The following is a 24,746-nucleotide window of genomic DNA, read 5'->3' on the forward strand; positions in this document are numbered from 1 at the left end:
CGGCGCGGCAGCCGCAATGTGCGCTTGTCCACGCGCTCCGGCAGCGTTCTTTATGTGATTTTTACGCGTCGGCAGGCAGTCTTTAGACGCCTGGAACACGCCTGCCGCTACGCTTTAATTGATCCTGCTGCACACCCGCAGTCAGATCCGACGGTCAACTGATGGACAACCGATCATGCTGAAACTGCTGGTTCCCGTAAGCCGCTCGACGCGCTCGCTGCAAGCCGTCCGGCACGCTGCGTTCCTCTATAACGAGCGATGTGCCTCCGAAGTCGTGCTGGTCAATGTGCAGCCGCCGCTCGAATCGACACGTCTCGAAGCGTTTTATTCGCTCTCGACACTGCGCGCGCTCGAAGATGGCTACGCCGAGGCGGCGCTTAGCCGCGCCAAACGCATTCTCGAGGATGCAGGCGTCAAGTACTCCGTAGAAGTCAGGGTGGGCGCGCTGGTGCCGACCATCGCGAATTGCGCAGAGCAAAACGATTGCGACGAGATTGTGGTCACCGCGCCGCGCAGGGATCTGTTTCACGCCGTCGCGCGGCTGGTGAACCGCAGTGTGCTGGACCGGCTGGTGAGCGTTTCGCGCGTTCCGGTCACGGCAGTCAACTGAAGCGGCATGGGCAGACTTCCTTGCGCGTGGGGGTTTCAACGCCGCGCGGCAAACAGGCGGGTTTTATCTGCGCCCACCGCGCCGGCGCCATTGAACGCCGCTAGCGCTCCGGCATCACCCAGCGAAACGTCAGATTGATCCGCTCGCCGCTAATACGCGGCTCCTTAGGCACCCGATGCCGCCACTCCGCCTGCGTGTTGCCCCGCATCACGAGCAGGCTGCCGCCTTTGAGCTGATACGACTGCACCGCCCCCGTCTTGTTGTGACGCAGATCGAAAGTGCGGGCTGCGCCCAGACTCACCGACGCAATCACCGGCTGCGGCCCCAACTCGCGCTCGTGATCGGCGTGCCAGCCCATGCTGTCGAGTCCATTGCGGTAGCGGTTAAGCAACACGCTGTTGAAGCGGCACTCGCAGATCGTTTCCGCCTGCGTCTTCAACTCGGCCACCATCGGCGTCCACGCTTGCGGCACGTTGCGAATGCCGGAGTAGACGTAGATCGCGTCCGCTTCGCCTTGCCACGCGGTGAGACGCGGCAGCGCTACGCGACCGGCCGGCGTGCCCATCGATTCCTGCTTCCACGCCACTTCGTCGATGAGTTGCCGCAACGCGCGCTCAGCCGCGGCGGGCGCGAGCCAGTCGGGATACCAGGCAACGTCGGGCTTGGGAAGATCGTCGAACAGATCGTTCATGGGATAGCATGTCGCATGCGCATCTGCGCGTTTGAGTGGAAAGTGGCCGGGCTATTATGGAACGAGTCGCCGCCATGGGTCACGTATCCGGCTTGCGCTTTTATTCACGCCCACTCGCGGCAAACCGTGCCACGCTGCGCCCCTCCGGCAGCCCCACGATCCAACTTTTCCTGTTACCCAGTTGACCATCATGAACCTTTCCGACGACGCACTCGACCAGCTCTTTCGCAACGCGCGCACGCATAACGGCTGGCAACCCAAACCGGTCGACGATGCCCTGCTCAGGCAACTGGTAGAACTCGTCCTGCTCGGACCGACCTCGGCTAATTCGAGCCCGGGCCGGTTCGTTTTCGTCAAGTCGCAGGAAGCGAAGGAAAAGCTGCGCCCCGCCCTGTCGGCTGGCAATCTCGAGAAGACGATGGCTGCGCCGGTGACGGTGATCGTAGGGATGGACATGGCCTTCTACGAGCACTTGCCTAAACTGTTCCCGCACGCCGATGCGCGCAGCTGGTTTGCGGGCAACGAAAAAGCCATCGCCGACACGGCTTTTCGCAACGCGACGCTGCAAGGCGGCTATCTGATCATGGCGGCACGTGCGCTGGGGCTCGATACCGGCGCCATGTCGGGCTTCGATGCGGCCAAGGTCGACGCGGCGTTCTTCGCGGGCACGACGGTGAAGGCAAACTTCCTCATCAACCTCGGCTACGGCGACCCGTCGAAGCTGTTCGCGCGCAGCCCGCGCTTTACGTTCGACGAGGCCGCTCAGATCGTCTGACGCAAGTGTTGTGAAGTACGAGGCGCGCGGCGGGTTTCGCTTCAGGCTTCGGGTTTCGGGTTTCACGCTTCAGGCGAACAACGCCACGTAAAACACAATGGCGCCGATCAGTGCGCCGACGAAGCAAAAACCTTCTTCGGCCTCGTCGCCGCGCGAGCGCAACCACGCGCCGACGACGCCGAAGAGCCCCGCAATGCCCAGCGCCACGAAGACCATCACGACATCGAATAGCGCGTCCCGGCCTAGCTCCGAAATGTCGAGACTGCGCACTCCGTAGTACACCCCGATGGCCATCAGCGACAACACCACCATCGGCAACATCACATGACTCCCTTCATGGCCGACGTGATGCGGATGATGGCCGGTTCTGGTCAGTTTCATGATGCGTCTCCCACCTCTCGCTCTCAACGGGCGACAAGACGAACCACGTGATGCAACCGTCATACCTGACTGGCCGCGGCGATCCAGACGGATGCAAGGCGCCGGAGGGGCCGGTTGCATCAGGGCTCTCTTTCAGGATAGTCCACTCGGGCGGGCAATTCAAAAGCTGTTTAATTCGCGTTTCCCCGGTTTCTTTCCGGTCTTTTTGGAGTTTTTGGGCGGCCTTTTTGAGGTCGTTTTTGCGGTCCTTTCCAGGCCCTTTTCCGGGCTCTTTCCCGATCGACCTCTGACCGCTCCGCACCCGGCCAGCGCGCCTCGACACGCAAGCGTCCCCCGTCAGAATGTTCGCGGCCGCAGGCTTGGCCTGGAAGGAATCCGGGCCGCTCCGGCAGGCCCGACGACATGCCGGTAGAATGATCTGCCTTGCCGGCAAGTCTGCACAGAACGCGCCAGAACCTTTGCGCGCTCGTCCGGCACCCCTTCCGCCTTGACCCCCTTCTATGCGCCGCTCATCGTTCCTTGTCCGCATTATTTGCATTGGCGTCCTGCTGCATATTTACGTCGGCTTTCGTATCATTCCAGACCTGCCCATCGATACCGCCGCCCGATGGCTGGCAGCGCTCTGGCTCGTGCTGTCCTGCCTGCTGATTCCGCTCGGCATGCTGGCGCGCACGATCGAGCGCCAGCCGCTCGGCGACCGCCTCGCGTGGATCGGCCTACTGGCGATGGGTTTCTTCTCGTCCCTGCTGGTGCTCACCTTCGTGCGCGATCTGGCAATGGCATCGCTGCTGACCGTCGATGCGATCTGGCCGCATGCCATCCCGCTGAGCGTCTGGCGCACGGACTCCGCCGCGGCGGTGCCGCTGCTGGCGTTGCTGTCCACCGCGGTGGGCCTCTTCAACGCGCGGCGCCGGGCACGCGTTGTCACGATCGAGGTGCCGATCGACGATCTGCCGCCCGCACTCGACGGCTTCACGATCGTCCAGATCAGCGATATTCACGTTGGACCGACCATCAAGCGCCGTTACGTCGACGCGATCGTCGATGCCGTCAACCGCCTCAAGCCCGATCTGATTGCCGTGACCGGCGACGTGGTCGACGGCAGCGTGCCGCAACTGAGGGACCACACACGCCCGCTGTCGCGCCTCAGCGCACGGCACGGTGCGTTTCTGGTCACCGGCAATCACGAGTACTACGCGGGCGCCGATGCCTGGATCGACGAGTTCCGTCGACTCGGCCTGCATGTGCTGCTTAACGAGCACGTGGTGGTGGAGCACGAAGGCGCACGTGCGGTGATCGCGGGCGTGACCGACTACTCGGCCGCGCACTTCGACCCGGCCCACCGCAGCGACCCTGCTGCGGCACTTGCGGGCGCCCCGGGAGACATATTGATCAAGGTACTGCTCGCGCATCAGCCGCGTTCGGCCGAAGCCGCGGCGGAAGCCGGTTTCACCCTGCAGTTGTCAGGGCATACGCACGGCGGCCAGTTCTTCCCGTGGAATTTCTTTGTGCGGTTTCAGCAGCCGTTCACGGCTGGGCTTGCGCGACTCAACGGACTGTGGGTTTATACGAGCCGCGGAACCGGCTATTGGGGACCGCCCAAGCGGCTTGGCGCACCGTCGGAGATTACCCGGCTGCGTCTGGTGCCGGGTGAAGTCAGCTGAAACGGGAAGGTCAGCAGCGATGGCGTCGCGCCTCGCGTCGAGCAAACAGGCGCGATGAAAAGCGCCGATAGAAAGCGAACGAAAGCGGCGGTAAAAAAACGCGGAACGCCCTTGCAGGCGTTCCGCGCACAGACTCACGCGAAGCTAGCTAACTAGCTTGACCGCGGAACGGTTATTGCGCCGCAGGCGCGACAGCGACGCTCACTTGCGGAGCGTAGGCCACCTCGACGTGCATACCCGGTTGCAGGTTGCCGACCTTCACCGGATCACGCCCCTGGATATGGAATACGGCGCCATTGGGGCCCTTCAATTCGACCACGCCGGACGCGCGATCGAGCGCAACCACTTCTGCGCTGACGTTCTGCGGTGACGACTGGACGCCGGCCGCGTTGCGCGTCGGGCTCACGAGCGCGCTACGCACCATACGAACGTGGACCTTGCTGCCCTGGCGAAGCTGGGCAAGGTTGCTGGTGTCGGTGACGGTAAATGACGCTTCGCCGCCATGGGCGTCGATCACGGTGACAGCGTGCTTTGCCTCGTCGACACCCTTTACGATGCCGTCGGCCTGCAACACGCTATTGCCTTCGAACGGTGCGGGAAGCGAATCAGCCGCCGACGAGACAAGCGGTGCTGCTGCGATCAGTGCGCCGGCAACGATGCCGAGAGCTTTCTTGTTCATGCGATCCTCAAACAGGTAATGACGAAAAAAGAATCACGCCGCGGACAAATGCCCCAGGCAGCGCCCCCGGTTGCCGGGAGCGCTCGCGCAGGGTTATGTGGGAGGGCACCTACGTGCAGTCACCCGTGTGAAATGACGCACGGGCGGCACGGCATGATTCAACGCATCGATCAGTCTGTTTTCCGGGATGAAGCCTGTCAAGCTTCGGAGTCCGCATTTATTTCAAGATGCGTTTTGAGATGAGACGGGAGATATTCGGGACGGCACCCTGAGCTATCGGAGAACGCTTTGATACCGTGCCCCCAGGCCAACGGCCATATAAGACATCCCGCCCTCGCTCACAGCGCCATTCAGCGGTTGACTTCACGTCGTGCCGCTGCCTAAAATCCGTCCACACGTTTAACCGGACTCCCCATCTTGGACAGTAGCAGTTATCGATCTCCGTTTTACGCAATCGCCTGATCGGCAAGCTCGCCGCGCCAGTCTCATCCCTGCCGCCGTCTTGCCATCTGGGCAGACGGTGCGCGCCGTAGTCATCCCCGTGCACCTGTAATGCGTCGCGACAAGGCTTCATGCCTCGCCGTGGCGGCAGCATTCGCGTCGCGAGCGAGAGCCCGCGCGCTCGTCACGTGTAACGCCTCGCGTTAGATTAGCGAGGCTGTCACGCGTATGGTTCAAACTATGCGTCTAGCACGCCTTGACTACTTATCCCATGACGCTTGAATTTGTCTTGCGGCTTCTCGCCGCCTTCGCCTGTGGTGTGGCAATCGGCATCGAACGGCAGATGCGGCAGCGCACCGCCGGTCTGCGCACCATCACCCTCGTCGCAAGCGGCGCGTGCCTGTTCGTCACACTCGGGGTGCTGACCGGCAACGGCTCGGCTGGGGTCACGCAGATCGCCGCATATGTGGTGTCCGGCGTGGGCTTCCTTGGCGGCGGCGTGATCATGCGCGACAAGGGTTCCATCCAGGGCATCAACACGGCGGCGACCTTGTGGTGTTCGGCGGCCGTCGGCGTGTTGTGCGGTGCGGGACATTTCGGCCCGGCGCTCGCCGGCACCGGTATCGTGCTGCTGACCAACACCGTGCTGCGCGAAGTCAGCCGCACCATCAATGCGACGCCGGTTTCGAACGCCGACCTCGTGCGCGAGTACGTGCTGACGGTGGTCTGCCGCGACGAGGACGAGATTCATATCCGCGCGGCGCTATCGAACTCGATGTATTCGATGCCGCTGTCGTTTCAAAGTCTGACAAGCGAGGACGTCACGGAGCAGCCCGGCCGTATGCGCGTCACGGCGACCATCAAACTGCATCCGAAGGATCAGTCCAAGCTCGAATTGATGGCAAGCCGCATCAGCATGGAAACGAGCGTTTCGAGCGTCAGCTGGATCGCCAAAGAAGCGGAACCGACGCCGGAGTAGCACGGCGGCGCCGGCTGTGGTGGACGGCCGTGCCCGCCACGCACCGGCGCCACGCGCTCAAACGCCCGGCAGCGGGGCGCTTGCCGCATACCGGCCAGTCCACGCCTTGCGCCCGGCGACGGCTTCATCTATAACAACCGTAGACGAAGCATCGGCTGGCGTCTCGCCTCGGCGAGGGTGGGGTACGCCGTATGAGTTGACGCTTCGTATGCCTGTGCAGCCCGACACCGAGAACGAAATGAAACGAGCGACTGCGCCTTGTCTGTCCCTGCCTCCCCGCCATGGCCACTGCCGCCATGCGTCCCGTTCCGCGCTTTCGCCTGCCTCACTGTCTGCTTCGCCGCAAAACATTGAGACAATGTTAATTCTGTATCCCGAATATGGACTGCACCCCACCCTTCGACTAAGCTCTGTCACCGTGAATTTTTCACGCTCAACCATGGAGTCTTGATTATGGAACACGGCATCATTGCATGGCTCATCATCGGCGCAATCGCTGGCTGGCTGGCGGGTGTGCTCGTCAAGGGCGGCGGTTTCGGGTTGATCGTCGACATCATCGTCGGCATTGTCGGTGCGTTTATCGGCGGTTGGCTCTCCGGTGTCCTGCACATCTCGCTCGGCGGCGGCTGGATCGGCTCGATCATTACAGCGGTGATCGGCGCAGTGATCCTGTTGTTTATCGTCCGGCTGTTCAAGCGAGGAGCCTAGCGCTTGCCGCGTCAGGCGACTCCGGTCGCCTGACCCTGGCTGCGCGTCTTCGCCTTACGTTCCGTTACACGGACCATCAAGCCAGTGCGGCCGTTTCTTCCCGCATCGAGCCGGTTTCGTTCAGGCGTGTATGCCAGCTGAATGCCCGCTCCAGACGGTGCGGCGTTTGCCCCCCCTGTTTCAATGCATCCCGGTAGTAGTCGCGCAGCATGTCGCGATAGAGCGGATGCACACACTTCTCAACAATCAGCACGGCGCGTTCACGCGGCGCAAGCCCGCGCAGATCGGCGAGCCCCTGCTCCGTGACCACCACGTCCACGTCGTGCTCATTGTGATCGCAGTGCGGCACCATCGGCACCACGCTTGAAATGCGTCCGCCCTTCGCAATCGACTTCGTCGCGAAGATCGCGCACGACGCATTGCGCGCGAAATCGCCGGATCCGCCGATGCCGTTCATCATGTGCGTCCCACCCACATGAGTGGAATTGACGTTGCCGTAGATATCGAATTCGAGCGCGGTATTCAGCGCAATCAAGCCTAAGCGGCGGATGACTTCGGGGTGGTTGCTGACCTCTTGCGGGCGCAGCACGAGACGGTCGCGATAGCGATCCAGGTTGCCGAACACCTGCGCGTGCCGTGCGGCCGAGAGCGTAATCGAGGCGCCCGATGCAAACGTGACCTTGTCTGCATCCATCAGGTCGAAGGTCGAGTCTTGCAGCACTTCCGAATAGATTTCAAACGCTTCGAAGGGCGACTTGACGAAGCCGGCCAGCACCGCGTTGGCAATCGTGCCGATGCCGGCCTGCAGCGGCGGCAAGCGCGCCGGCATGCGTCCGCGAGACACTTCGTGCTGCAGAAATTCGATCAGATGGCCGGCGATCTGCTCGGTCTCTTCATCGGCGGGCAGCACGGTCGACGCGCTGTCCGCCATATTCGTGATGACGATAGCGGCGATTTTCTCAGGCGGAATCTCGATGACCGGCGCGCCGACCCGATCGCGCGGATGGACGATCGGCAACGGCTCACGGTTCGGCCGGCGGCCGGGAATCCAGATGTCGTGCAGACCTTCGAGCGCCAGCGGTTGCGCGAGGTTGATCTCGACAATCACCTTGTCGGCCAGGATCGCGAAGCTTGCCGAGTTGCCCACGGAGGTGCTGGGCACAATGCCGCCGGTTTCCGTAATCGCGACGGCCTCGATGATCGCGACATCCAGTTTGCCGAGCTGGTTAGCGCGCAGCATCTCAACCGTTTCGGACAGGTGCTGGTCGACAAACATCACTTCGCCGCGATTGATAGCATCACGTAAGGTTTTGTCCACCTGGAAAGGCAAGCGGCGGGCCAGCACGCCCGCTTCGGTCAGCGTCCGGTCCACGTCGTGGCCGAGCGAGGCGCCCGTCATCAACGTAATGCGCAGCGGTTTGCCTTCCTGACGGGCCCGCTCGGCCAGTGCAACGGGCACGGCCTTCGCGTCGCCCGCGCGCGTGAAGCCGCTGGCGCCGACGCGCATGCCATCGTGAATCAGCGCTGCCGCAGCAGCGGCCGAGGTGACTTTGCCGCGCACCGCGGCACAACGAATCCGGTCTTCGTACATGCTACTCAGTCTCTCCATAATCAACCCTCCAGCCTACCGATGCGCACGTCTTCCGCGTGCGTGAATCAGGAGTCAGGTTGTCGTGCCCCGCAGCGGTGTCTCATGACGTAAGACATCGCTGCGGGGCATGCATCGCACTACTGATCAGCAAAAGCTGATGGCTTTTCCTAGCTGCCGAAGAACAGATTGCAGAAACTCACCGGCCCGACACAGTCTTCGGCCTTTTTTGCCGGCGCGGCAAGGCGGCCATGCTGGACGGCGCCGCTCGCGAACGGCTCGTGGCTTCGCTCCTGGGTTTGCGCAAGCTGCTGCTGTGCGTCGGCGGCGGGGGCGGTGGTTTGTGCCTGGGCCACGGCGGCTACAGCAGACAAGGAACAGGCAAGCAGGACTGTTTTCAACGCTTTCATTCTATTTTCTCCGGTACTGACGATTACGCCCTGCAAGAAGTCCCCTTGGGAACGGCGAGGGCGTGATCAAAACTATATGGCCAGCATGTACACGGATAAACGGCCTTGCCTGGAAAGCATCTTTCCATCTGGCAGAAGGATTGAAACCGCGCCTCGCTCAACGCGCATTAAACGGCGCGTCTTTATCGAGCAAGGCGGTACGAATGAAATGCAGGCAGCCGAGCATGCGCTGCAGGTCATGCCGACGCTCGCGATCCGCATGAACGGTTTCAAGGACCGCCTGCACGGTCCCGATCGTCTCGCGCATCGACGTCAGCACGCGCTCGAGACGGCGCGGCGTGGGCTGCTCGAACAGCGCCGCGATAGCGCCGTTCATCTGCTCCAGGCAAGTACTCCAGCGCGGATGCAAGCCCTCCGCGTAGGCTGCGTGAGCCGCTTCGTTGCGCAAGTCGATCACCGCATGTCCTACTTCCACGGTCATGAGCATCCAGCGCAAGGCGTCGCGATGCTCGCGCGAGGGCTTCGTCAGCAGGACGCGGAGTTGCGCCATCAGATCGTGAGTACTCGATTGAAAATATTGATTCAACCCGCGTAATTCGCCCTTGCAGGCGAGTACCACCTGAGATCGCAGACTGCCTTTGATCTTGCCGATCAGCCATGGCATGTGCGCGGGGAAAATCACGGCAAACGCCAGCGCAGCAACCAGCATTGCCGCGACGATGGCCATGCCGTTGTTGATCAGAAGATCGGGCTGGTAGATCACCACGTTATCCGGCCCGGCCAGCAAGCAGAAGAACACCGAAAAGCCCACGCCGTAGCCGGAGATGCCGGGGCGCATCGCGACGAACGCACCGAATGCCAGCACGGGCGCGAGCGTCGCGCAAAGCAGCGGGAAGCCGTCGATGTTCGGGTACACATAGCAGGTGAACAGGTAGCCCACCATCGTGGCGAAGACAGCACCGACGGCCATCTGCAGCGTTAGCTTCGACGCATTGGGCGCGGTCGAGGTCAAGGCACAGGCAAGCGCCGCGCCGATGACGGCAAGGCCGCCGCTTGGCCAGTCGGTTTCGATCCAGAAACACCCGACAATCGCCATCACCACCACCGTGCGCAGAAAAGTGAGCCCGACCACGACACCGTTCGTTTTGCTGACGTAGCGGACGGTCTGCCGCTCCTTTTCGGGCTTGCGGTGTTCGAGCGATGCATAGGTCTCCGTATAGCGGATGAGCTCCTCCACGAAGCGATAGAGCAGCTCGGCCGAGGTATCGAAGTCGGCCAGCAGGTCCGGCGCCGATGCCTCCAGCGGCCGGCGAGTCTGCCGCACGCTGCGCGGCAGCATGGACTGAAAGATCCGCAACTCGACGGCCGCGCGAACGGCATGCGAAGCGTCGGCGGTCTGCGCGTTCTGGCGAATCAACAGGGCCGATAGCGCTTCGAAATACGGCAGGGTTGCGTCGACAACCGGACTCGCGCCGCTTGCCCGCAACCGCTTGAGCAGTTGATGCAAGGCATGCAGGCGAGCGCAGGCGTCCATGAACTCGCTGTTCAGGCGCGCCAGACGTCCGCTGCGGGAGCGCATGCCCGGGTCCTCGAACGCAGCGAAGGTGCGGGTCGCCTCGAAGCCCACAATTTCATCGACGAGGTCGGCAAAACGCCCCTCGAAGACACCCCGCTCGACCTTGCCGCTGAGCACCTGCGCAGCGAACGCAGTAAAATCGAGATACCTGTTGCGCAGCGTGCGCTGCAGCGCGAGTGCCGACCTTTGGGGCATGATCAAGGCGCTGACTGCGCTCGAACACACAATGCCGACCGCGACCTCCGCGGCGCGCGTGAGCGCTGCGAGAAACAGGCTGTTGGGCTCTGTCACCGCCGGTATGCCGATCAGGGCGGCGGTGTAACCCGCCAGCACGAAGCCGTACCACCGAAAATGCCGATACCGGACCGCCGCCGCAGTGCAGGCACCTACCCAGCATGTCAGTCCGAGAAGGTAAAGCTCGGGCTGCTGCACGAAGACCGCGCCCAGCACCAGCGCGGCGATCGCCCCCACCGCCGTCCCGATGATCCGATAAAAGCTTTTGGCAAGCACCATGCCGCTGAACGGCTGCATCAGCACGAACACGGTTGTCATGGCGGTGCGCGGTTGCTGCAGATCCAGCAGCATCGCGATGCCCAGCGCGAGCAGCGCCGCGGTGACCGTCTTGAACAGATGAAGCCAGACGAGGCCATCGCCCGTCGCCCAGTCACGGACGGCCGCGGCGGTCGCACGCAGCACCGGGGGCCATCCGCCGCGAGGGTCGGACGTTTGCTGGATCAGATGCTGGCGTTTCATGAAAGCAAAACCGCGCCCCGGACTGTCATGCGGACTGGAGAGAGCGCCGGGCGCGGCAATGCGCGCTCCGGCTGGCAAGGGCCCGATTGTAGGAGCCCAGGAGACGCGCATTAATGGCACGAGTCGGGAACGTCCATTCCAGATCGAACAACAATCGCGTTGCGCGACAGGAGGACAATATCGGCTCTCTCTCAAAAATGTCGAACCAGAAGGACTGATGGATACGCTACAAAATATGCGGGTGTTCGTGCGCGTGGTGGAGGCCGGCAGCTTCACCGCCGCCGCGCAGTCGCTCAATTCGACGACAGGCGCCATGTCGCGCGCGGTCTCGGAACTCGAAGCCCATCTGCGCACCCGTCTGATGAACCGCTCGACCCGGCGCCTCGCGCTCACGACCGCCGGCGAACGCTATCTGAAGCGCTGCCGGCAGATTCTCGCGGACGTCGATACCGCGGAGGAGGAAGCCAGTTGCGCGCATGAGCGCCCTACCGGCGCGCTGCGCATGCACAGCTTCGCCAGCATCGGACAGCATTACGTGCTGCCGGCGATTTCGCGCTATCGCACGCTCTATCCGGAGGTCACCGTCGAGCTGACGCTGTCGCAACGCATGCCGGATCTGTACGAAGGTAGCAGCGACGTGTCGGTGGTCACGGCCTCGAGCTTGCCGAATTCGGATCTCGTGTCACTGTTACTGGGCTCTACGTTCAACATCCTGTGTGCATCGCCGGCCTATCTGCGTGCCCGCGGAGCGCCGAAAGAACCGCGCGATCTGGCGCATCACGAATGTCTGATCCTGCAAACGCCCGCCTTTCCTGCCAACGATTGGCTGCTCGAAGGCCCCCACGGCAGTGAGTTGATGGAAGTCAGCGGGTCGGTGCAGGTGAATATCGCGGAGTCGCTGGTGGTGGCGATCCGCGAAGGCATGGGGATCGGCACGCTGCCGCTCTATGCGGCAATCGACGGGCTGCGCGACGGATCCATGGTACGGGTTCTACCGGAGCACACGCTGCAGAAGACGAGCATTTACGCGCTCTATCCTTCGCGCAAGTTCATCGACGCGAAGACTCGCACATGGGTCGAATTCCTTCGCACGCATATGCCGAAGGTCATCGCCCGCGATGAGGCGTTGCTCGCCGAAGTGGGACAGACCGATCCGCGCGACGGCCTTTTGCCCGTGCGCGGCGAACCGGCCGTCGCGCCGGATCAACCGTTCGAGCATTGAGGTTCTGCGGAGGCGGGACACGCGCCACTGAGCGTGCCCCGCGCCCATGTTGCATCGCAAGTTGACTCTCTTCGTGCTGAAGGCGCATATGCTTATTCCAGAATGAGCTTTGCGCCGGACCTAAACCAACTAAAGTTCAAGATGGCTGGTTGTGCCGCCCCGATTCGCAATTCAAACCGATACGGAGGAGCAACACCATGGGTATCTGGAAGCCGGACCCGAGCTTTTATCCGTCACCGCGGCTTGCCGCGCAGGCGCCGCCCGAAAAGCTCGCTTATGTGGCCGCGTTCGATCCGGATCGCACACGACCCGATGGGATCGCCGTGGTCGACGTCGACCCTGCGTCCCCGGCCTATGCACGCATCGTCGGTAATGTGTCGATGCCGCACACCGGCGACGAACTGCATCACTTCGGTTGGAACGCCTGCTCCTCATGTCTTTGCCCCAACGCGCCGCATCCGCATACTGAGCGGCGTTACCTCGTCGTGCCGGGACTACGCTCCTCACGCATCTATATCCTCGATACGAAAGCCGACCCGCTGAACCCCACCATTGCCAAGGTGATCGAGCCGGAGACGATTGCGAGCCGCACCGGCTACACGCGTCCGCACACCGTGCACTGCGGTCCGGGCGGCATCTATGTGACGGCGCTCGGAAATACCGACGGCGGTGCGCCCGGCGGGATTTTCCTGCTGGATCCTGAGAGCTTTGAGCCGCTCGGACGCTGGGAGGTCGACCGCGGACCGCAACAGTTGGCCTACGACGGTTGGTGGCACCTAGGCTACGACACCCTCGTGACCAGCGAATGGGGCACGCCGGACACCTTTGAAGACGGCCTGATTCCTGAAGTGCTTCTCGGTGCGCGTTATGGCCGTCGTTTGCATTTCTGGGATTTCACCCGTCGCAAGCATCTGCAGGAGATCGACTTTGGGCCGGAATATCAGCTCGTCTTCGAACTGCGCCCAGCCCACGATCCGACCAAAGCGTACGGCTTCGTCAATTGCGTGATTAGTCTGAAGGACCTGTCGTCGTCCATCTGGGTCTGGTATCGCGACAAGAACACATGGGCCGTGCGCAAGATCATCGATATTCCGGCGGAGCCGGCCGATCCCGCTTTGCTGCCGCCAATGCTCAAATCGTTCGGTGCGGTGCCGCCGCTGGTAAGCGACATCGATCTGTCGATGGACGATCGATTCCTATATGTGTCCTGCTGGGGTACGGGCGACCTGCTGCAATACGACGTGTCCGATCCGTTCGCACCGAAACTGACGGGGAAAGTACGGATCGGCGGCATCGTTTCGCACGCGACGCATCCCGGCGCATCGAATGGTGCGCTCAATGGCGGTCCGCAAATGGTCGAGGTCAGCCGCGACGGCAAGCGTGTCTACTTCACGAACTCGCTTTACGGCGCGGTGGATGCGCAGTTCTATCCCGAAGGCATCGACGGGTGGATGGTCAAACTGGATGCCGGAACGGACGGCGGCCTGGCGTTCGATGAGAAGTTCTTCCTCGCCTGGCCCGAAGGGCATAGACCGCATCAGATTCGCCTGCAAGGCGGCGACTGTTCGTCCGATTCGTACTGCTACCCCTGAGCAGATGATTCCGCCAACCTCCTCATGGTGGACATGGTTCGCGGTCGCCGCACTCGGCACGTTTCACGGTCTCAACCCGGCGATGGGATGGCTGTTCGCGGTTGCGCTCGGCTTGTATCGACGCAGTCGCCGGGTGGTTTTGCTATCGCTCGTGCCGATCGCGCTGGGTCATGCGCTTGCCGCCGGCAGCATGTTGATGGCGGGACTATCGCTGGGCATGGTGATCGATCACACGGTGCTGAATCGAGTGTGTGGGACGTTGCTGATCGGTTGGGCGGCCTGGCACGCGTGGCGCGGTCATCGGATGCGGCCGTTGGTCGGCATGCAAACGGGCTTCGCCGGCCTCACGCTTTGGTCGTTTGTGATGGCGGGTTCCCATGGCGCCGGACTCATGTTGATTCCAGCGTTGATGCCGATATGTAGTGCGTTGTCTAACGCAACGGGGGTTGCGGCCGCGAGCGCCGGTTCTACAGCGACGGTTGCAGCAATCGCCTTGTGCGTACACAGCGCGGCAATGCTTTTGACGACCGGGGTGATCGCGCTAGCTGTTTACGATCACTTCGGCGTGGCGGGTCTGCGCACCAAGTGGCTCAACTTCGATCTGCTGTGGACCGGTACGCTGGCGACATGCGGGGTGATACAGCTGGCGCTGTGATTGAGGGTGATGTTGCGTGCGTTCAATTTTGAGCGCGTAAACGCACAAACCCCACCTTTGCGGGGTGGGGTTTGTGCTTGCTGCTGGGGAGCCTGACGATTACCTACTTTCACACGGGTAATCCGCACTATCATCGGCGTGGAGTCGTTTCACGGTCCTGTTCGGGATGGGAAGGGGTGGTACCGACACGCTATGGTCATCAGGCATGACTTGTTGCCGCACTGCTCGAGGAGCAGTACAGCCAATCGGGAAGAAGTAGTTTCTGGTGATGCCACCAGAGGGTGAAGCTGTTGGGGTTGTGTTGTTTCCGGCACAACACGTGATCACTCAACCGTGTGCGGGGTTCATCTGAACCACAAGACACACCTGTTATAGGATCAAGCCTTACGGGCAATTAGTATCAGTTAGCTTAACGCATTACTGCGCTTCCACACCTGACCTATCAACGTCCTGGTCTTGAACGACCCTTCAAGGGGCTCGAAGCCCCGGGGATATCTCATCTTAAGGCGAGTTTCCCGCTTAGATGCTTTCAGCGGTTATCTCTTCCGAACATAGCTACCCGGCGATGCCACTGGCGTGACAACCGGTACACCAGAGGTTCGTCCACTCCGGTCCTCTCGTACTAGGAGCAGCCCCCTTCAAATATCCAGCGCCCACGGCAGATAGGGACCAAACTGTCTCACGACGTTTTAAACCCAGCTCACGTACCTCTTTAAATGGCGAACAGCCATACCCTTGGGACCGGCTACAGCCCCAGGATGAGATGAGCCGACATCGAGGTGCCAAACACCGCCGTCGATATGAACTCTTGGGCGGTATCAGCCTGTTATCCCCAGAGTACCTTTTATCCGTTGAGCGATGGCCCTTCCATACAGAACCACCGGATCACTATGACCTGCTTTCGCACCTGCTCGACTTGTCGGTCTCGCAGTTAAGCACGCTTATGCCATTGCACTATCAGCACGATTTCCGACCGTACCTAGCGTACCTTCGTACTCCTCCGTTACACTTTGGGAGGAGACCGCCCCAGTCAAACTGCCTACCATGCACTGTCCCCGACCCGGATCACGGGCCAAGGTTAGAACCTCAAACAAACCAGGGTGGTATTTCAAGGTTGGCTCCACGCAGACTGGCGTCCACGCTTCAAAGCCTCCCACCTATCCTACACAGACCGGTTCAAAGTCCAATGCAAAGCTACAGTAAAGGTTCATGGGGTCTTTCCGTCTAGCCGCGGGGAGATTGCATCATCACAAACACTTCAACTTCGCTGAGTCTCGGGAGGAGACAGTGTGGCCATCGTTACGCCATTCGTGCAGGTCGGAACTTACCCGACAAGGAATTTCGCTACCTTAGGACCGTTATAGTTACGGCCGCCGTTTACCGGGACTTCAATCAAGAGCTTGCACCCCATCATTTAATCTTCCGGCACCGGGCAGGCGTCACACCCTATACGTCCACTTTCGTGTTTGCAGAGTGCTGTGTTTTTATTAAACAGTCGCAGCCACCAGTTTATTGCAACCCCTTCACCCTTCTGGCGCAGGCCAGTCAGGCTACAGGGGCGTACCTTATCCCGAAGTTACGGTACCAATTTGCCGAGTTCCTTCTCCCGAGTTCTCTCAAGCGCCTTAGAATACTCATCTCGCCCACCTGTGTCGGTTTGCGGTACGGTCTTGTTAAACTGAAGCTTAGAGGCTTTTCTTGGAACCACTTCCAGTTGCTTCTTCACCTAAGTGAATGGCGCCACACCCTTGAATTCCGTGCCCGGATTTGCCAAAGCACCTTCTCCAATGCAGCGACCGGGACTTCCAACACCCGGACAACCTTCCGCGATCCGTCCCCCCATCGCATTTAACAATGGTGCAGGAATATTAACCTGCTTCCCATCAGCTACGCATTTCTGCCTCGCCTTAGGGGCCGACTCACCCTACGCCGATGAACGTTGCGTAGGAAACCTTGGGCTTACGGCGAGGGGGCCTTTCACCCCCTTTATCGCTACTCATGTCAGCATTCGCACTTCCGATACCTCCAGCACACTTTTCAATGCACCTTCGCAGGCTTACGGAACGCTCTCCTACCATGCACATAAATGTGCATCCGCAGCTTCGGTATATTGCTTAGCCCCGTTACATCTTCCGCGCAGGACGACTCGATCAGTGAGCTATTACGCTTTCTTTAAAGGATGGCTGCTTCTAAGCCAACCTCCTGACTGTTTTAGCCTTCCCACTTCGTTTCCCACTTAGCAATATTTGGGGACCTTAGCTGGCGGTCTGGGTTGTTTCCCTCTTGACACCGGACGTTAGCACCCGATGTCTGTCTCCCGTGATTGCACTCTTCGGTATTCGGAGTTTGCTATGGCGAAGTAATCCGCAATGGACCCTTCAACCATGACAGTGCTCTACCCCCGAAGGTGATACACGAGGCACTACCTAAATAGTTTTCGGAGAGAACCAGCTATTTCCAGGTTTGTTTAGCCTTTCACCCCTATCCACAGCTCATCCCCTAACTTTTCAACGTTAGTGGGTTCGGACCTCCAGTACGTGTTACCGCACCTTCATCCTGGCCATGGATAGATCACCTGGTTTCGGGTCTACACCCAGCGACTGAACGCCCTGTTCGGACTCGCTTTCGCTACGCCTGCCCTAATCGGTTAAGCTTGCCACTGAATGTAAGTCGCTGACCCATTATACAAAAGGTACGCCGTCACCCCTTGCGAGGCTCCGACTGTTTGTATGCATGCGGTTTCAGGATCTGTTTCACTCCCCTCCCGGGGTTCTTTTCGCCTTTCCCTCACGGTACTGGTTCACTATCGGTCGATCACGAGTATTTAGCCTTGGAGGATGGTCCCCCCATCTTCAGACAGGATTTCACGTGTCCCGCCCTACTTGTCGTACACCTAGTTCTTCCAAACTGCTTTCGTCTACAGGGCTATCACCTGCTATGGCGGCACTTTCCAGAGCCTTCGACTAACAGTAAAGATAAAGAGTACAGGCTGGTCCCATTTCGCTCGCCACTACTCTGGGAATCTCGGTTGATTTCTTTTCCTGCGGCTACTTAGATGTTTCAGTTCGCCGCGTTCGCTTCGCATGACCTATGGATTCAGTCATGGATACTCCATTCGGAGTGGGTTTCCCCATTCGGACATCTACGGATCAAAGCTCGTTTGCCAGCTCCCCGTAGCTTTTCGCAGGCTACCGCGTCCTTCATCGCCTGTGATCGCCAAGGCATCCACCACATGCACTTGTTCGCTTGACCCTATAACGGGTGTGTCTCCTGTCGCATCCACTGGGAATGCAACGCTCGCCACAACCGCTACAGGTTGAGTATTCGTGTTGCGCCGTATTCCAAAGCAATCTTTCGATCACTTAAAAATACATTGATACAATCACAACCCTGATTCACCTACTCGATCACCCATCTCTAAGTGATCTTTCGTGAATCTCTTTACTACTTCTTCCTGATTGTTAAAGAACGACAGCCGATATCGCAGTTGCCATAACCGCGTATCACTCTGACTGGCTCAATCGCCAATGCATAAAGCTCGGTTAGCACCGAACGCTAGGCATTGAGGATTGGTGGAGGATGACGGGATCGAACCGACGACCCCCTGCTTGCAAAGCAGGTGCTCTCCCAGCTGAGCTAATCCCCCAGTCATGCACAGATAACTTCATCTGTCTTGATACCCAGGGGTGATCGGTTAGCGCAGCCACCGCAGAAACAGTGGTGGGTCTGGATGGATTCGAACCATCGACCCCCGCCTTATCAAGACGGTGCTCTAACCGACTGAGCTACAGACCCCTGAGTCTGTCTTTTTCACAGCCGATAAGCGTGAGCGCTCAACTTGAACACGTGAGCTCGAGAAAGGAGGTGATCCAGCCGCACCTTCCGATACGGCTACCTTGTTACGACTTCACCCCAGTCATGAATCCTACCGTGGTGACCGTCCTCCTTGCGGTTAGACTAGCCACTTCTGGTAAAACCCACTCCCATGGTGTGACGGGCGGTGTGTACAAGACCCGGGAACGTATTCACCGCGGCATGCTGATCCGCGATTACTAGCGATTCCAGCTTCACGCACTCGAGTTGCAGAGTGCGATCCGGACTACGATCGGTTTTCTGGGATTGGCTCCCCCTCGCGGGTTGGCGACCCTCTGTTCCGACCATTGTATGACGTGTGAAGCCCTACCCATAAGGGCCATGAGGACTTGACGTCATCCCCACCTTCCTCCGGTTTGTCACCGGCAGTCTCCCTAGAGTGCTCTTGCGTAGCAACTAGGGACAAGGGTTGCGCTCGTTGCGGGACTTAACCCAACATCTCACGACACGAGCTGACGACAGCCATGCAGCACCTGTGTATCGGTTCTCTTTCGAGCACCCCCACCTTTCAGCAGGGTTCCGACCATGTCAAGGGTAGGTAAGGTTTTTCGCGTTGCATCGAATTAATCCACATCATCCACCGCTTGTGCGGGTCCCCGTCAATTCCTTTGAGTTTTAATCTTGCGACCGTACTCCCCAGGCGGTCAACTTCACGCGTTAGCTACGTTACCAAGTCAATGAAGACCCGACAACTAGTTGACATCGTTTAGGGCGTGGACTACCAGGGTATCTAATCCTGTTTGCTCCCCACGCTTTCGTGCATGAGCGTCAGTATTGGCCCAGGGGGCTGCCTTCGCCATCGGTATTCCTCCACATCTCTACGCATTTCACTGCTACACGTGGAATTCTACCCCCCTCTGCCATACTCTAGCCCGCCAGTCACAAATGCAGTTCCCAGGTTAAGCCCGGGGATTTCACATCTGTCTTAGCGAACCGCCTGCGCACGCTTTACGCCCAGTAATTCCGATTAACGCTTGCACCCTACGTATTACCGCGGCTGCTGGCACGTAGTTAGCCGGTGCTTATTCTTCCGGTACCGTCATCCACCCCGGGTATTAACCAGGATGATTTCTTTCCGGACAAAAGTGCTTTACAACCCGAAGGCCTTCTTCACACACGCGGCATTGCTGGATCAGGGTTGCCCCCATTGTCCAAAATTCCCCACTGCTGCCTCCCGTAGGAGTCTGGGCCGTGTCTCAGTCCCAGTGTGGCTGGTCGTCCTCTCAGACCAGCTACAGATCGTCGCCTTGGTAGGCCTTTACCCCACCAACTAGCTAATCTGCCATCGGCCGCCCCTGTAGCGAGAGGTCCTAAGATCCCCCCCTTTCCTCCGTAGAGCGTATGCGGTATTAATCCGGCTTTCGCCGGGCTATCCCCCACTACAGGACACGTTCCGATGTATTACTCACCCGTTCGCCACTCGCCACCAGGGTTGCCCCCGTGCTGCCGTTCGACTTGCATGTGTAAGGCATGCCGCCAGCGTTCAATCTGAGCCAGGATCAAACTCTTCAGTTCAATTCCTGTTACTGTTTTCGGGCTCTTTCGAACCCGGTCGCTCACTCAACGTACTGACGATGATTACGCCTGTCTCTCAACAGGCAAACCTTCCTCTAATACTGTGTGAGACTTGATACTTTCGCTTCATGCCAGATTCCGAAGAATCCGGCTCGCGTCGCCATCAAGCGCCCACACTTATCGGCTGTTAATTTTTAAAGATCGAGTCCGCATCCACTACCAAACCGGCACCGCACTTCAACCACCCGGTACCGCTTCGTTCTGCGTCGCTGCATCAGCAGCAGAGAAACGAGATTATGAAGAACTTTCGCTACAGCGTCAACAGGTTTTTTTAACTTCCTGAACCTGCCCACTTCGCCGAAAGCCTTGCCACTGCTGGCTCTCCCGTCCCCGCGCTCCGGTGTCCGGAACGCGAAAGAACGAGATTCTAGCGACCCCACCCGGGCCTGGCAAGCGTTATTTTGACACTCATAAAAGGGGAAACGAAGCCCCGCCACGCACCGGTCACGGGCACCTCGACATACAGGAGTGAGCGGCTCAGCTTAGGCCGTCGCGTGCGTCTCCATCACCCGCTCTACAACGCTCAGGTAATGATCCAGATCCGGGGTTGCACGGTTCGCTTCCTTGGCCAGATCGTCCCAGCGGCGCACGCGTAGTGCGTCCTCCGCATAAGGCTTGCTGAGGAACGTCTCGGCTTCCTGCCGGCTGAAGATGCCGCCCTGCAACTCAAGACTGCGCACGGAATCGGCGGAGAGAAGACCGAAATACGTGTCGTCGATTGCACAGAGGCAGCGTTTGGCGTCGACGTGCAGCCGGATCGGCTCCAGCACCGCCTCCGGCAAAACCGGCCGCAGAAACGGCAATGCGAAGTACTGGTGCAGATCGTCGATACCGCGCTCGCTCGGCGTGTCGCCGAAACGATTCAGCAAATGCCCAAGGTCATGCAGGAAGGCCGCCGCAACCAGCTCGTCGCTCGCGCCCTCGTCTTCTGCCAATGCGGCGCTTTGCAGCGCATGTTCCAACTGCGTCACCGGCTCGCCGCTATACGCAAGACTGCCGTGCTGCTCAAACAGGGTACGAATGTCATTCAGACTCAAAGCCACACCACTACTCCCAAGGTAAAGAAAATGTCTTGAGGTTGGTAAAGCTCTTCATGGCTTCCTGCACCCCTTCCTTGTAACCCAACCCCGAATCCTTGATGCCGCCGAACGGCGTCAGCTCGATCCGGTAACCCGGCACTTCCCACACGTTGACCGTACCGACCCGCAATTCGTTGATGAGCCGCGTAATCGCATCCTGACGGTTGGTGCACACACCCGACGACAATCCGAACGCCGTGCCATTGCTGATCCGGATCGCGTCGTCGAGCGTGTCGAACGTAATGATGGGCGACACCGGCCCAAAGGTTTCCTCGCGCACCAGCGACATCGCCGGATCCACGCGATCCACCACGGTGGGCGCATAAAGCGCGCCCGAGCGCTCGTTCCCCACCAGCAGGCGCGCGCCGCAGGCCACCGCCTCATTGACGCGCGCTTCGAAAAGTTGCGCCGCGGCTTCGTCGATGACGGTGCCCATCTGGTTCGCGGCATCGAACGGATCGCCGTAGGACCACGCGCGCGTCTTCTCGACCACCAGCTCGGTAAATGGCGCCGCCACGCTCTTTTGCACCAGCATGCGCTTGACGGCCGTGCAGCGCTGGCCCGAGTTCTTATAGGAGCCCTGCACAGCAAGCGTGGCCGCACGTTCGAGATCGGCGTCTTCGAGGACGATCAACGGATCGTTGCCGCCCAGTTCCAGCACGACACGCCGATACGCCGCTTTCGCGGCAATATATTTGCCGATCGCGACACCACCCGTGAACGTCACCAGTTCGGCAAGCGGGTGCGTAATCAGCTCGTCGGCGATCTCGCGCGGGTCACCGGTCAGCACCTGCAGCATCGGCTCGGGCAACCCGGCCTCATACAGGAGATCGGCCAGATAGAAAGCCGAGAGCGGCACCTTCTCGGACGGTTTCAGCAAGACCCGATTGTTGGTCGCGATAGCCGGCGCGACCTTGTGTGCGACCTGGTTCATCGGATGGTTGAAAGGCGTAATCGCGACGATCACACCGGCGAGCGGCTCACGCTGCGCAAACACGCGGCGCTTCTTGCCGTGCGGCGTCAGATCGCACGAGAAGCTCTGGCAGTCGTCGCGCAAGGCTTCGATCGCGGCGAACCTGAACACGTCGGCAACCCGCCCGATCTCGTAACGCGAATCCTGCTTCGAGAGACCGGATTCGAGCGAGATCAGATCCGATGCAGCCTCGCTACGCTCGCGCAGCAAGCCAGCCGCGCGTTCGAGAATCTGCGAGCGCTCGTAGCGCGTGAGCTTCGCCTGATAGGCGCCGGCGTATTCGAACGCGGCGCGCACATCGTCGATGCTTGCCAACGGCACCGTGCCGACGCGCAATCCGGTATACGGATCGAACACGTCGAGCGTGCGTTCGCGCGACGCCCGTTCGCCCTTCAGGCGCAGAGCTTCGACGCGAAACGCAGGATGGTCCGTCAGCACGGCATTCATGCTGCCGCCACGTGGTTCAGGGCAAGATCGAATACGTCGAAATTGCGCAAGCGCTTGCCTTCGACCAGACCTTCAAGATGCCGGTTGAAGATCAGCGGCACGACCTGTTCGGAGATGCCGCCGTGCGAGCGCAGCGGCACTGTCAGCCCTGAGAGGTCATGCTCGTCGCGACGCGTGCCGAGCACTACATCACGCGTACTGACCACTACGATGTCGCCCACGCGGTCGTTCGGCAATTCGAAGCGCTCGCAAGCCGCGCGGTTATCGAGCACGACTTCGACGCCCTCAAGACCGCCCAGCCGTTCGATCACCTGCCCCGCATTCACCTCATGCGGTAGATAGATCGTGGCAAACGACCCGAGCGCGCCGTGGTGGACCACATACGGATCCGTAATCGGCAAGATCACGCGAGTCTTGCGCGCGCCCAGCCATTCGTCCATCACATCCTGCAGATAGATCACATTCGGCTCGCCGGTCAGCGGGTCGTGCTTGGCATTCATGCCATGGTCGGCGGTCAGGCCGATCACCCAGCCGAGTTCGTCGAGTTGCGCGAGATAGCGGTCCATCATCGCGTAAAAATCGTTCGCGCCCTGGGTGCCCGGCGCCCACTTGTGCTGGATATAGTCCGTGGTGGACAGGTACATCAGATCGAGCTTGCGCGTTTGCGCGAGACGCACGCCAGCGGCAAAGACGAACTCGGACAACCCCGCGCTATACACATCCGGCACCGGCAAGCCCACCAGATCGAGCACATCCGCGATGCCGTTTTCTTCCAGCGTCACCGTGTCCGCTTTCTCCGCCGAGAAACAGATGCCTTTCAGTTGCCAGCCGAGCAGGCGGCGCAACTTGTCTTTCGCCGTCACCACGGCGACCGCCGCGCCTTGCCCGGCGGCGGCGGCAAGGAGTGTCCCCGCGCGCAGATAGGCGGGATCGTTCATCATCACTTCCGCGCCCTCGCCGCCGTTGGCCTGCGGATCCCAGAAGTAGTTGCCGCAAATGCCATGCACCGAAGGCGGCACACCGCAGACGATGGACAGGTTATTGGGGTTGGTGAACGAGGGAATCACGCAATCGCCTTTGAGCGCCGTGCCCTCTTTGAGCATCTTGCCGATGAACGGAGCGACGCCCGCCGCCACCGCGGCTTCAAGATAGTCGTACTCGCAACCGTCGACGCACACAACGACCGTAGGCCTCGGCGACAGCCGGTAGGCCCGGCCATTCACTTCCACACCGCGCTCGCTCTGTTCGGACTGGATAGACATCGCTCTCTTCCCTGCGCGTGATTCCGCGCGTTCTTCGTCGATCGGGGCGGGCAACGGCAACATGCTCCACTGTCCCGCCGGTTCAACCGCCTAAGCTTGCTGGCCGGCCGCCTCGGCCGCTTGACAAGCCTCATGCGCCCGCTGCAAACCGCCGTTCACGTGCGCATGCATCAGCGCCGCGGCATGCTCGGCATCGCGCGACGCGAGCGCTGTCAGAATGGCGCGATGCTCGGCCAGCGAGCGCTCCATCGCGTCGGCATGCACAACCAGCGCCGCGCGCCGGAACAAACTCAGTTCACCCACCAGACGCCGGTACGTCTCATACAGCTTGGTATTTCCTGCCGCCGCGACGATGCCGTCGTGGAACGCCACATTGGCGCGTGCATAGGCATCATGGTCCGCCGTGTCGAGCGCGCTGCGCATCGCGTCGATCTGCTTGCGCAGACCCGCCAGTTGCGCCGCGTCGATGCTCGCCGCCAGCATCCGGCACGCCGCCTCTTCCAGCACGGCCCGCACGGCGTAAATCTCATCCGCCTCCGCGAGCGACACGACCCGCACGAACACGCCGCGGTTCTTTTCGGTCCGCACCAGCCCCGCCTGCTCGAGCGCGCGGAACGCTTCGCGCACCGGACCCCGCGAGACCTGCAGACGCGCGGCCCAGTCCGCCTCGTTGAGCTTGGCGCCGGGAACCAGCGCGCCTTCAATGATGTTCCGTTCAATCTCGTCGCGCACCAGCGCCGTGAGCGAATGCCGGCGTACGACGTCAATCGGATCGGCTGAGGCTGTTTCCATATTTTCAGTCATTTCGACATT

The 24,746-nt window shown here is 60.5% G+C and carries 18 protein-coding genes, 2 tRNA genes and 3 rRNA genes; 8 read left to right on the forward strand and 15 right to left on the reverse strand.

Annotated elements, in window-relative coordinates; genetic code table 11:
* Positions 1-175: 175 nt before the first annotated feature.
* Positions 176-610 carry a universal stress protein gene (locus tag BUS12_RS11505; RefSeq protein WP_074295815.1) on the forward strand — a complete coding sequence of 145 codons (435 nt, stop codon included), beginning with the start codon at positions 176-178 and terminating at the stop codon, positions 608-610.
* Positions 611-710: 100 nt separating this feature from the next.
* Here the strand turns inward: BUS12_RS11505 and BUS12_RS11510 are convergent, their stop codons facing one another.
* The gene (locus BUS12_RS11510) at positions 711-1,301 is read right to left on the reverse strand and encodes an alpha-ketoglutarate-dependent dioxygenase AlkB family protein (RefSeq protein WP_074295816.1); all 591 of its coding nucleotides are present in this window, start codon (positions 1,299-1,301) and stop codon (positions 711-713) included.
* Positions 1,302-1,491: 190 nt separating this feature from the next.
* On the opposite strand from BUS12_RS11510, the gene BUS12_RS11515 reads away from it, so the two are divergent.
* Positions 1,492-2,076, forward strand: coding sequence for a malonic semialdehyde reductase (locus BUS12_RS11515; protein WP_074295817.1), 585 nt, complete (start codon positions 1,492-1,494; stop codon positions 2,074-2,076).
* A gap of 69 nt (positions 2,077-2,145) precedes the next feature.
* Here the strand turns inward: BUS12_RS11515 and BUS12_RS11520 are convergent, their stop codons facing one another.
* A complete protein-coding gene (locus BUS12_RS11520) occupies positions 2,146-2,457 on the reverse strand; it encodes a hypothetical protein (protein ID WP_074295818.1) in 312 nt (103 codons plus the stop codon).
* Positions 2,458-2,957: 500 nt separating this feature from the next.
* Here BUS12_RS11520 and BUS12_RS11525 point away from each other — a divergent pair, with 500 nt between their 5' ends.
* A complete protein-coding gene (locus BUS12_RS11525) occupies positions 2,958-4,121 on the forward strand; it encodes a metallophosphoesterase (protein WP_074295819.1) in 1,164 nt (387 codons plus the stop codon).
* Between the two features lie 172 nt (positions 4,122-4,293).
* Here the strand turns inward: BUS12_RS11525 and BUS12_RS11530 are convergent, their stop codons facing one another.
* Positions 4,294-4,800, reverse strand: a complete 507-nt coding sequence (locus BUS12_RS11530; RefSeq protein WP_074295820.1) for a hypothetical protein — start codon at positions 4,798-4,800, stop codon at positions 4,294-4,296.
* 712 nt (positions 4,801-5,512) lie between these two features.
* Here BUS12_RS11530 and BUS12_RS11535 point away from each other — a divergent pair.
* Together BUS12_RS11535 and BUS12_RS11540 are read left to right on the forward strand one after the other, a co-directional pair.
* Positions 5,513-6,220, forward strand: coding sequence for an MgtC/SapB family protein (locus BUS12_RS11535; protein ID WP_074295821.1), 708 nt, complete (start codon positions 5,513-5,515; stop codon positions 6,218-6,220).
* Positions 6,221-6,673: 453 nt separating this feature from the next.
* Positions 6,674-6,928 (forward strand): GlsB/YeaQ/YmgE family stress response membrane protein, encoded by a 255-nt coding sequence (locus BUS12_RS11540; RefSeq protein WP_074295822.1) that lies wholly within the window; start codon positions 6,674-6,676, stop codon positions 6,926-6,928.
* 76 nt (positions 6,929-7,004) lie between these two features.
* Here the strand turns inward: BUS12_RS11540 and BUS12_RS11545 are convergent, their stop codons facing one another.
* The 3 genes from BUS12_RS11545 to BUS12_RS11555 form a co-directional block, all read right to left on the reverse strand.
* A complete protein-coding gene (locus BUS12_RS11545) occupies positions 7,005-8,519 on the reverse strand; it encodes an acetyl-CoA hydrolase/transferase family protein (RefSeq protein ID WP_074295823.1) in 1,515 nt (504 codons plus the stop codon).
* Between the two features lie 167 nt (positions 8,520-8,686).
* A complete protein-coding gene (locus tag BUS12_RS11550; protein WP_074295824.1) occupies positions 8,687-8,926 on the reverse strand; it encodes a hypothetical protein in 240 nt (79 codons plus the stop codon).
* A 157-nt stretch (positions 8,927-9,083) separates the two neighbouring features.
* Complete coding sequence (locus BUS12_RS11555; RefSeq protein WP_074295825.1) at positions 9,084-11,255, reverse strand: FUSC family protein; 2,172 nt, start codon at positions 11,253-11,255, stop codon at positions 9,084-9,086.
* A 217-nt stretch (positions 11,256-11,472) separates the two neighbouring features.
* Here BUS12_RS11555 and BUS12_RS11560 point away from each other — a divergent pair, with 217 nt between their 5' ends.
* The 3 genes from BUS12_RS11560 to BUS12_RS11570 all read left to right on the forward strand — a co-directional run bounded on the left by BUS12_RS11560 (position 11,473) and on the right by BUS12_RS11570 (position 14,724).
* On the forward strand, positions 11,473-12,477 hold the full coding sequence (locus BUS12_RS11560; RefSeq protein WP_074295826.1) for a LysR family transcriptional regulator: 1,005 nt from the start codon (positions 11,473-11,475) through the stop codon (positions 12,475-12,477).
* Positions 12,478-12,674: 197 nt separating this feature from the next.
* Positions 12,675-14,069: a selenium-binding protein SBP56-related protein gene (locus tag BUS12_RS11565; RefSeq protein WP_074295827.1), complete on the forward strand. Its 1,395-nt coding sequence runs from the start codon at positions 12,675-12,677 to the stop codon at positions 14,067-14,069.
* Positions 14,070-14,073: 4 nt separating this feature from the next.
* Positions 14,074-14,724, forward strand: coding sequence for a hypothetical protein (locus tag BUS12_RS11570; RefSeq protein WP_074295828.1), 651 nt, complete (start codon positions 14,074-14,076; stop codon positions 14,722-14,724).
* Positions 14,725-14,814: 90 nt separating this feature from the next.
* Here the strand turns inward: BUS12_RS11570 and rrf are convergent.
* From rrf to BUS12_RS11615, 9 genes are all read right to left on the reverse strand, one after another.
* Positions 14,815-14,928: ribosomal RNA gene (gene rrf, locus BUS12_RS11575) — 5S ribosomal RNA — on the reverse strand.
* A 169-nt stretch (positions 14,929-15,097) separates the two neighbouring features.
* Positions 15,098-17,976 (reverse strand): 23S ribosomal RNA (locus BUS12_RS11580).
* A gap of 318 nt (positions 17,977-18,294) precedes the next feature.
* Positions 18,295-18,370, reverse strand: a tRNA-Ala gene (locus BUS12_RS11585).
* A 72-nt stretch (positions 18,371-18,442) separates the two neighbouring features.
* Positions 18,443-18,519, reverse strand: a tRNA-Ile gene (locus tag BUS12_RS11590).
* A 62-nt stretch (positions 18,520-18,581) separates the two neighbouring features.
* Positions 18,582-20,112: ribosomal RNA gene (locus BUS12_RS11595) — 16S ribosomal RNA — on the reverse strand.
* Together the 16S, 23S and 5S rRNA genes with 2 tRNA genes alongside form the textbook arrangement of a ribosomal RNA operon.
* 542 nt (positions 20,113-20,654) lie before the next feature.
* The gene (locus BUS12_RS11600; protein ID WP_074295829.1) at positions 20,655-21,215 is read right to left on the reverse strand and encodes a phosphonate degradation HD-domain oxygenase; all 561 of its coding nucleotides are present in this window, start codon (positions 21,213-21,215) and stop codon (positions 20,655-20,657) included.
* A gap of 4 nt (positions 21,216-21,219) precedes the next feature.
* Positions 21,220-22,671, reverse strand: coding sequence for a phosphonoacetaldehyde dehydrogenase (gene phnY / locus BUS12_RS11605; RefSeq protein ID WP_074295830.1), 1,452 nt, complete (start codon positions 22,669-22,671; stop codon positions 21,220-21,222).
* Positions 22,668-23,933, reverse strand: coding sequence for a phosphonoacetate hydrolase (phnA, locus tag BUS12_RS11610; protein WP_074297379.1), 1,266 nt, complete (start codon positions 23,931-23,933; stop codon positions 22,668-22,670). The genes phnY and phnA overlap by 4 nt, the downstream gene beginning before the upstream one ends.
* Before the next feature lie 90 nt (positions 23,934-24,023).
* Entirely contained in the window at positions 24,024-24,737 is a 714-nt protein-coding gene (locus BUS12_RS11615) for a phosphonate utilization associated transcriptional regulator (protein ID WP_074295831.1), read from the reverse strand.
* Positions 24,738-24,746 lie beyond the last annotated feature (9 nt).

This window comes from Paraburkholderia phenazinium, assembly GCF_900142845.1.
GTDB lineage: Bacteria > Pseudomonadota > Gammaproteobacteria > Burkholderiales > Burkholderiaceae > Paraburkholderia > Paraburkholderia phenazinium_A.

What these genes read in the sequence shown, in the direction of transcription:
- BUS12_RS11545 (WP_074295823.1), bottom strand. Translation starts at nt 8,519, where the DNA reads ATGTACGAAGACCGGATTCGTTGTGCCGCGGTGCGCGGCAAAGTCACC.
- BUS12_RS11540 (WP_074295822.1), top strand. Translation starts at nt 6,674, where the DNA reads ATGGAACACGGCATCATTGCATGGCTCATCATCGGCGCAATCGCTGGC.
- phnA (WP_074297379.1), bottom strand. Translation starts at nt 23,933, where the DNA reads ATGTCTATCCAGTCCGAACAGAGCGAGCGCGGTGTGGAAGTGAATGGC.
- BUS12_RS11530 (WP_074295820.1), bottom strand. Translation starts at nt 4,800, where the DNA reads ATGAACAAGAAAGCTCTCGGCATCGTTGCCGGCGCACTGATCGCAGCA.
- BUS12_RS11615 (WP_074295831.1), bottom strand. Translation starts at nt 24,737, where the DNA reads ATGACTGAAAATATGGAAACAGCCTCAGCCGATCCGATTGACGTCGTA.
- BUS12_RS11555 (WP_074295825.1), bottom strand. Translation starts at nt 11,255, where the DNA reads ATGAAACGCCAGCATCTGATCCAGCAAACGTCCGACCCTCGCGGCGGA.
- BUS12_RS11550 (WP_074295824.1), bottom strand. Translation starts at nt 8,926, where the DNA reads ATGAAAGCGTTGAAAACAGTCCTGCTTGCCTGTTCCTTGTCTGCTGTA.
- BUS12_RS11535 (WP_074295821.1), top strand. Translation starts at nt 5,513, where the DNA reads ATGACGCTTGAATTTGTCTTGCGGCTTCTCGCCGCCTTCGCCTGTGGT.
- BUS12_RS11570 (WP_074295828.1), top strand. Translation starts at nt 14,074, where the DNA reads ATGATTCCGCCAACCTCCTCATGGTGGACATGGTTCGCGGTCGCCGCA.
- BUS12_RS11515 (WP_074295817.1), top strand. Translation starts at nt 1,492, where the DNA reads ATGAACCTTTCCGACGACGCACTCGACCAGCTCTTTCGCAACGCGCGC.
- BUS12_RS11510 (WP_074295816.1), bottom strand. Translation starts at nt 1,301, where the DNA reads ATGAACGATCTGTTCGACGATCTTCCCAAGCCCGACGTTGCCTGGTAT.
- BUS12_RS11560 (WP_074295826.1), top strand. Translation starts at nt 11,473, where the DNA reads ATGGATACGCTACAAAATATGCGGGTGTTCGTGCGCGTGGTGGAGGCC.
- BUS12_RS11565 (WP_074295827.1), top strand. Translation starts at nt 12,675, where the DNA reads ATGGGTATCTGGAAGCCGGACCCGAGCTTTTATCCGTCACCGCGGCTT.
- BUS12_RS11520 (WP_074295818.1), bottom strand. Translation starts at nt 2,457, where the DNA reads ATGAAACTGACCAGAACCGGCCATCATCCGCATCACGTCGGCCATGAA.
- BUS12_RS11525 (WP_074295819.1), top strand. Translation starts at nt 2,958, where the DNA reads ATGCGCCGCTCATCGTTCCTTGTCCGCATTATTTGCATTGGCGTCCTG.
- BUS12_RS11505 (WP_074295815.1), top strand. Translation starts at nt 176, where the DNA reads ATGCTGAAACTGCTGGTTCCCGTAAGCCGCTCGACGCGCTCGCTGCAA.
- phnY (WP_074295830.1), bottom strand. Translation starts at nt 22,671, where the DNA reads ATGAATGCCGTGCTGACGGACCATCCTGCGTTTCGCGTCGAAGCTCTG.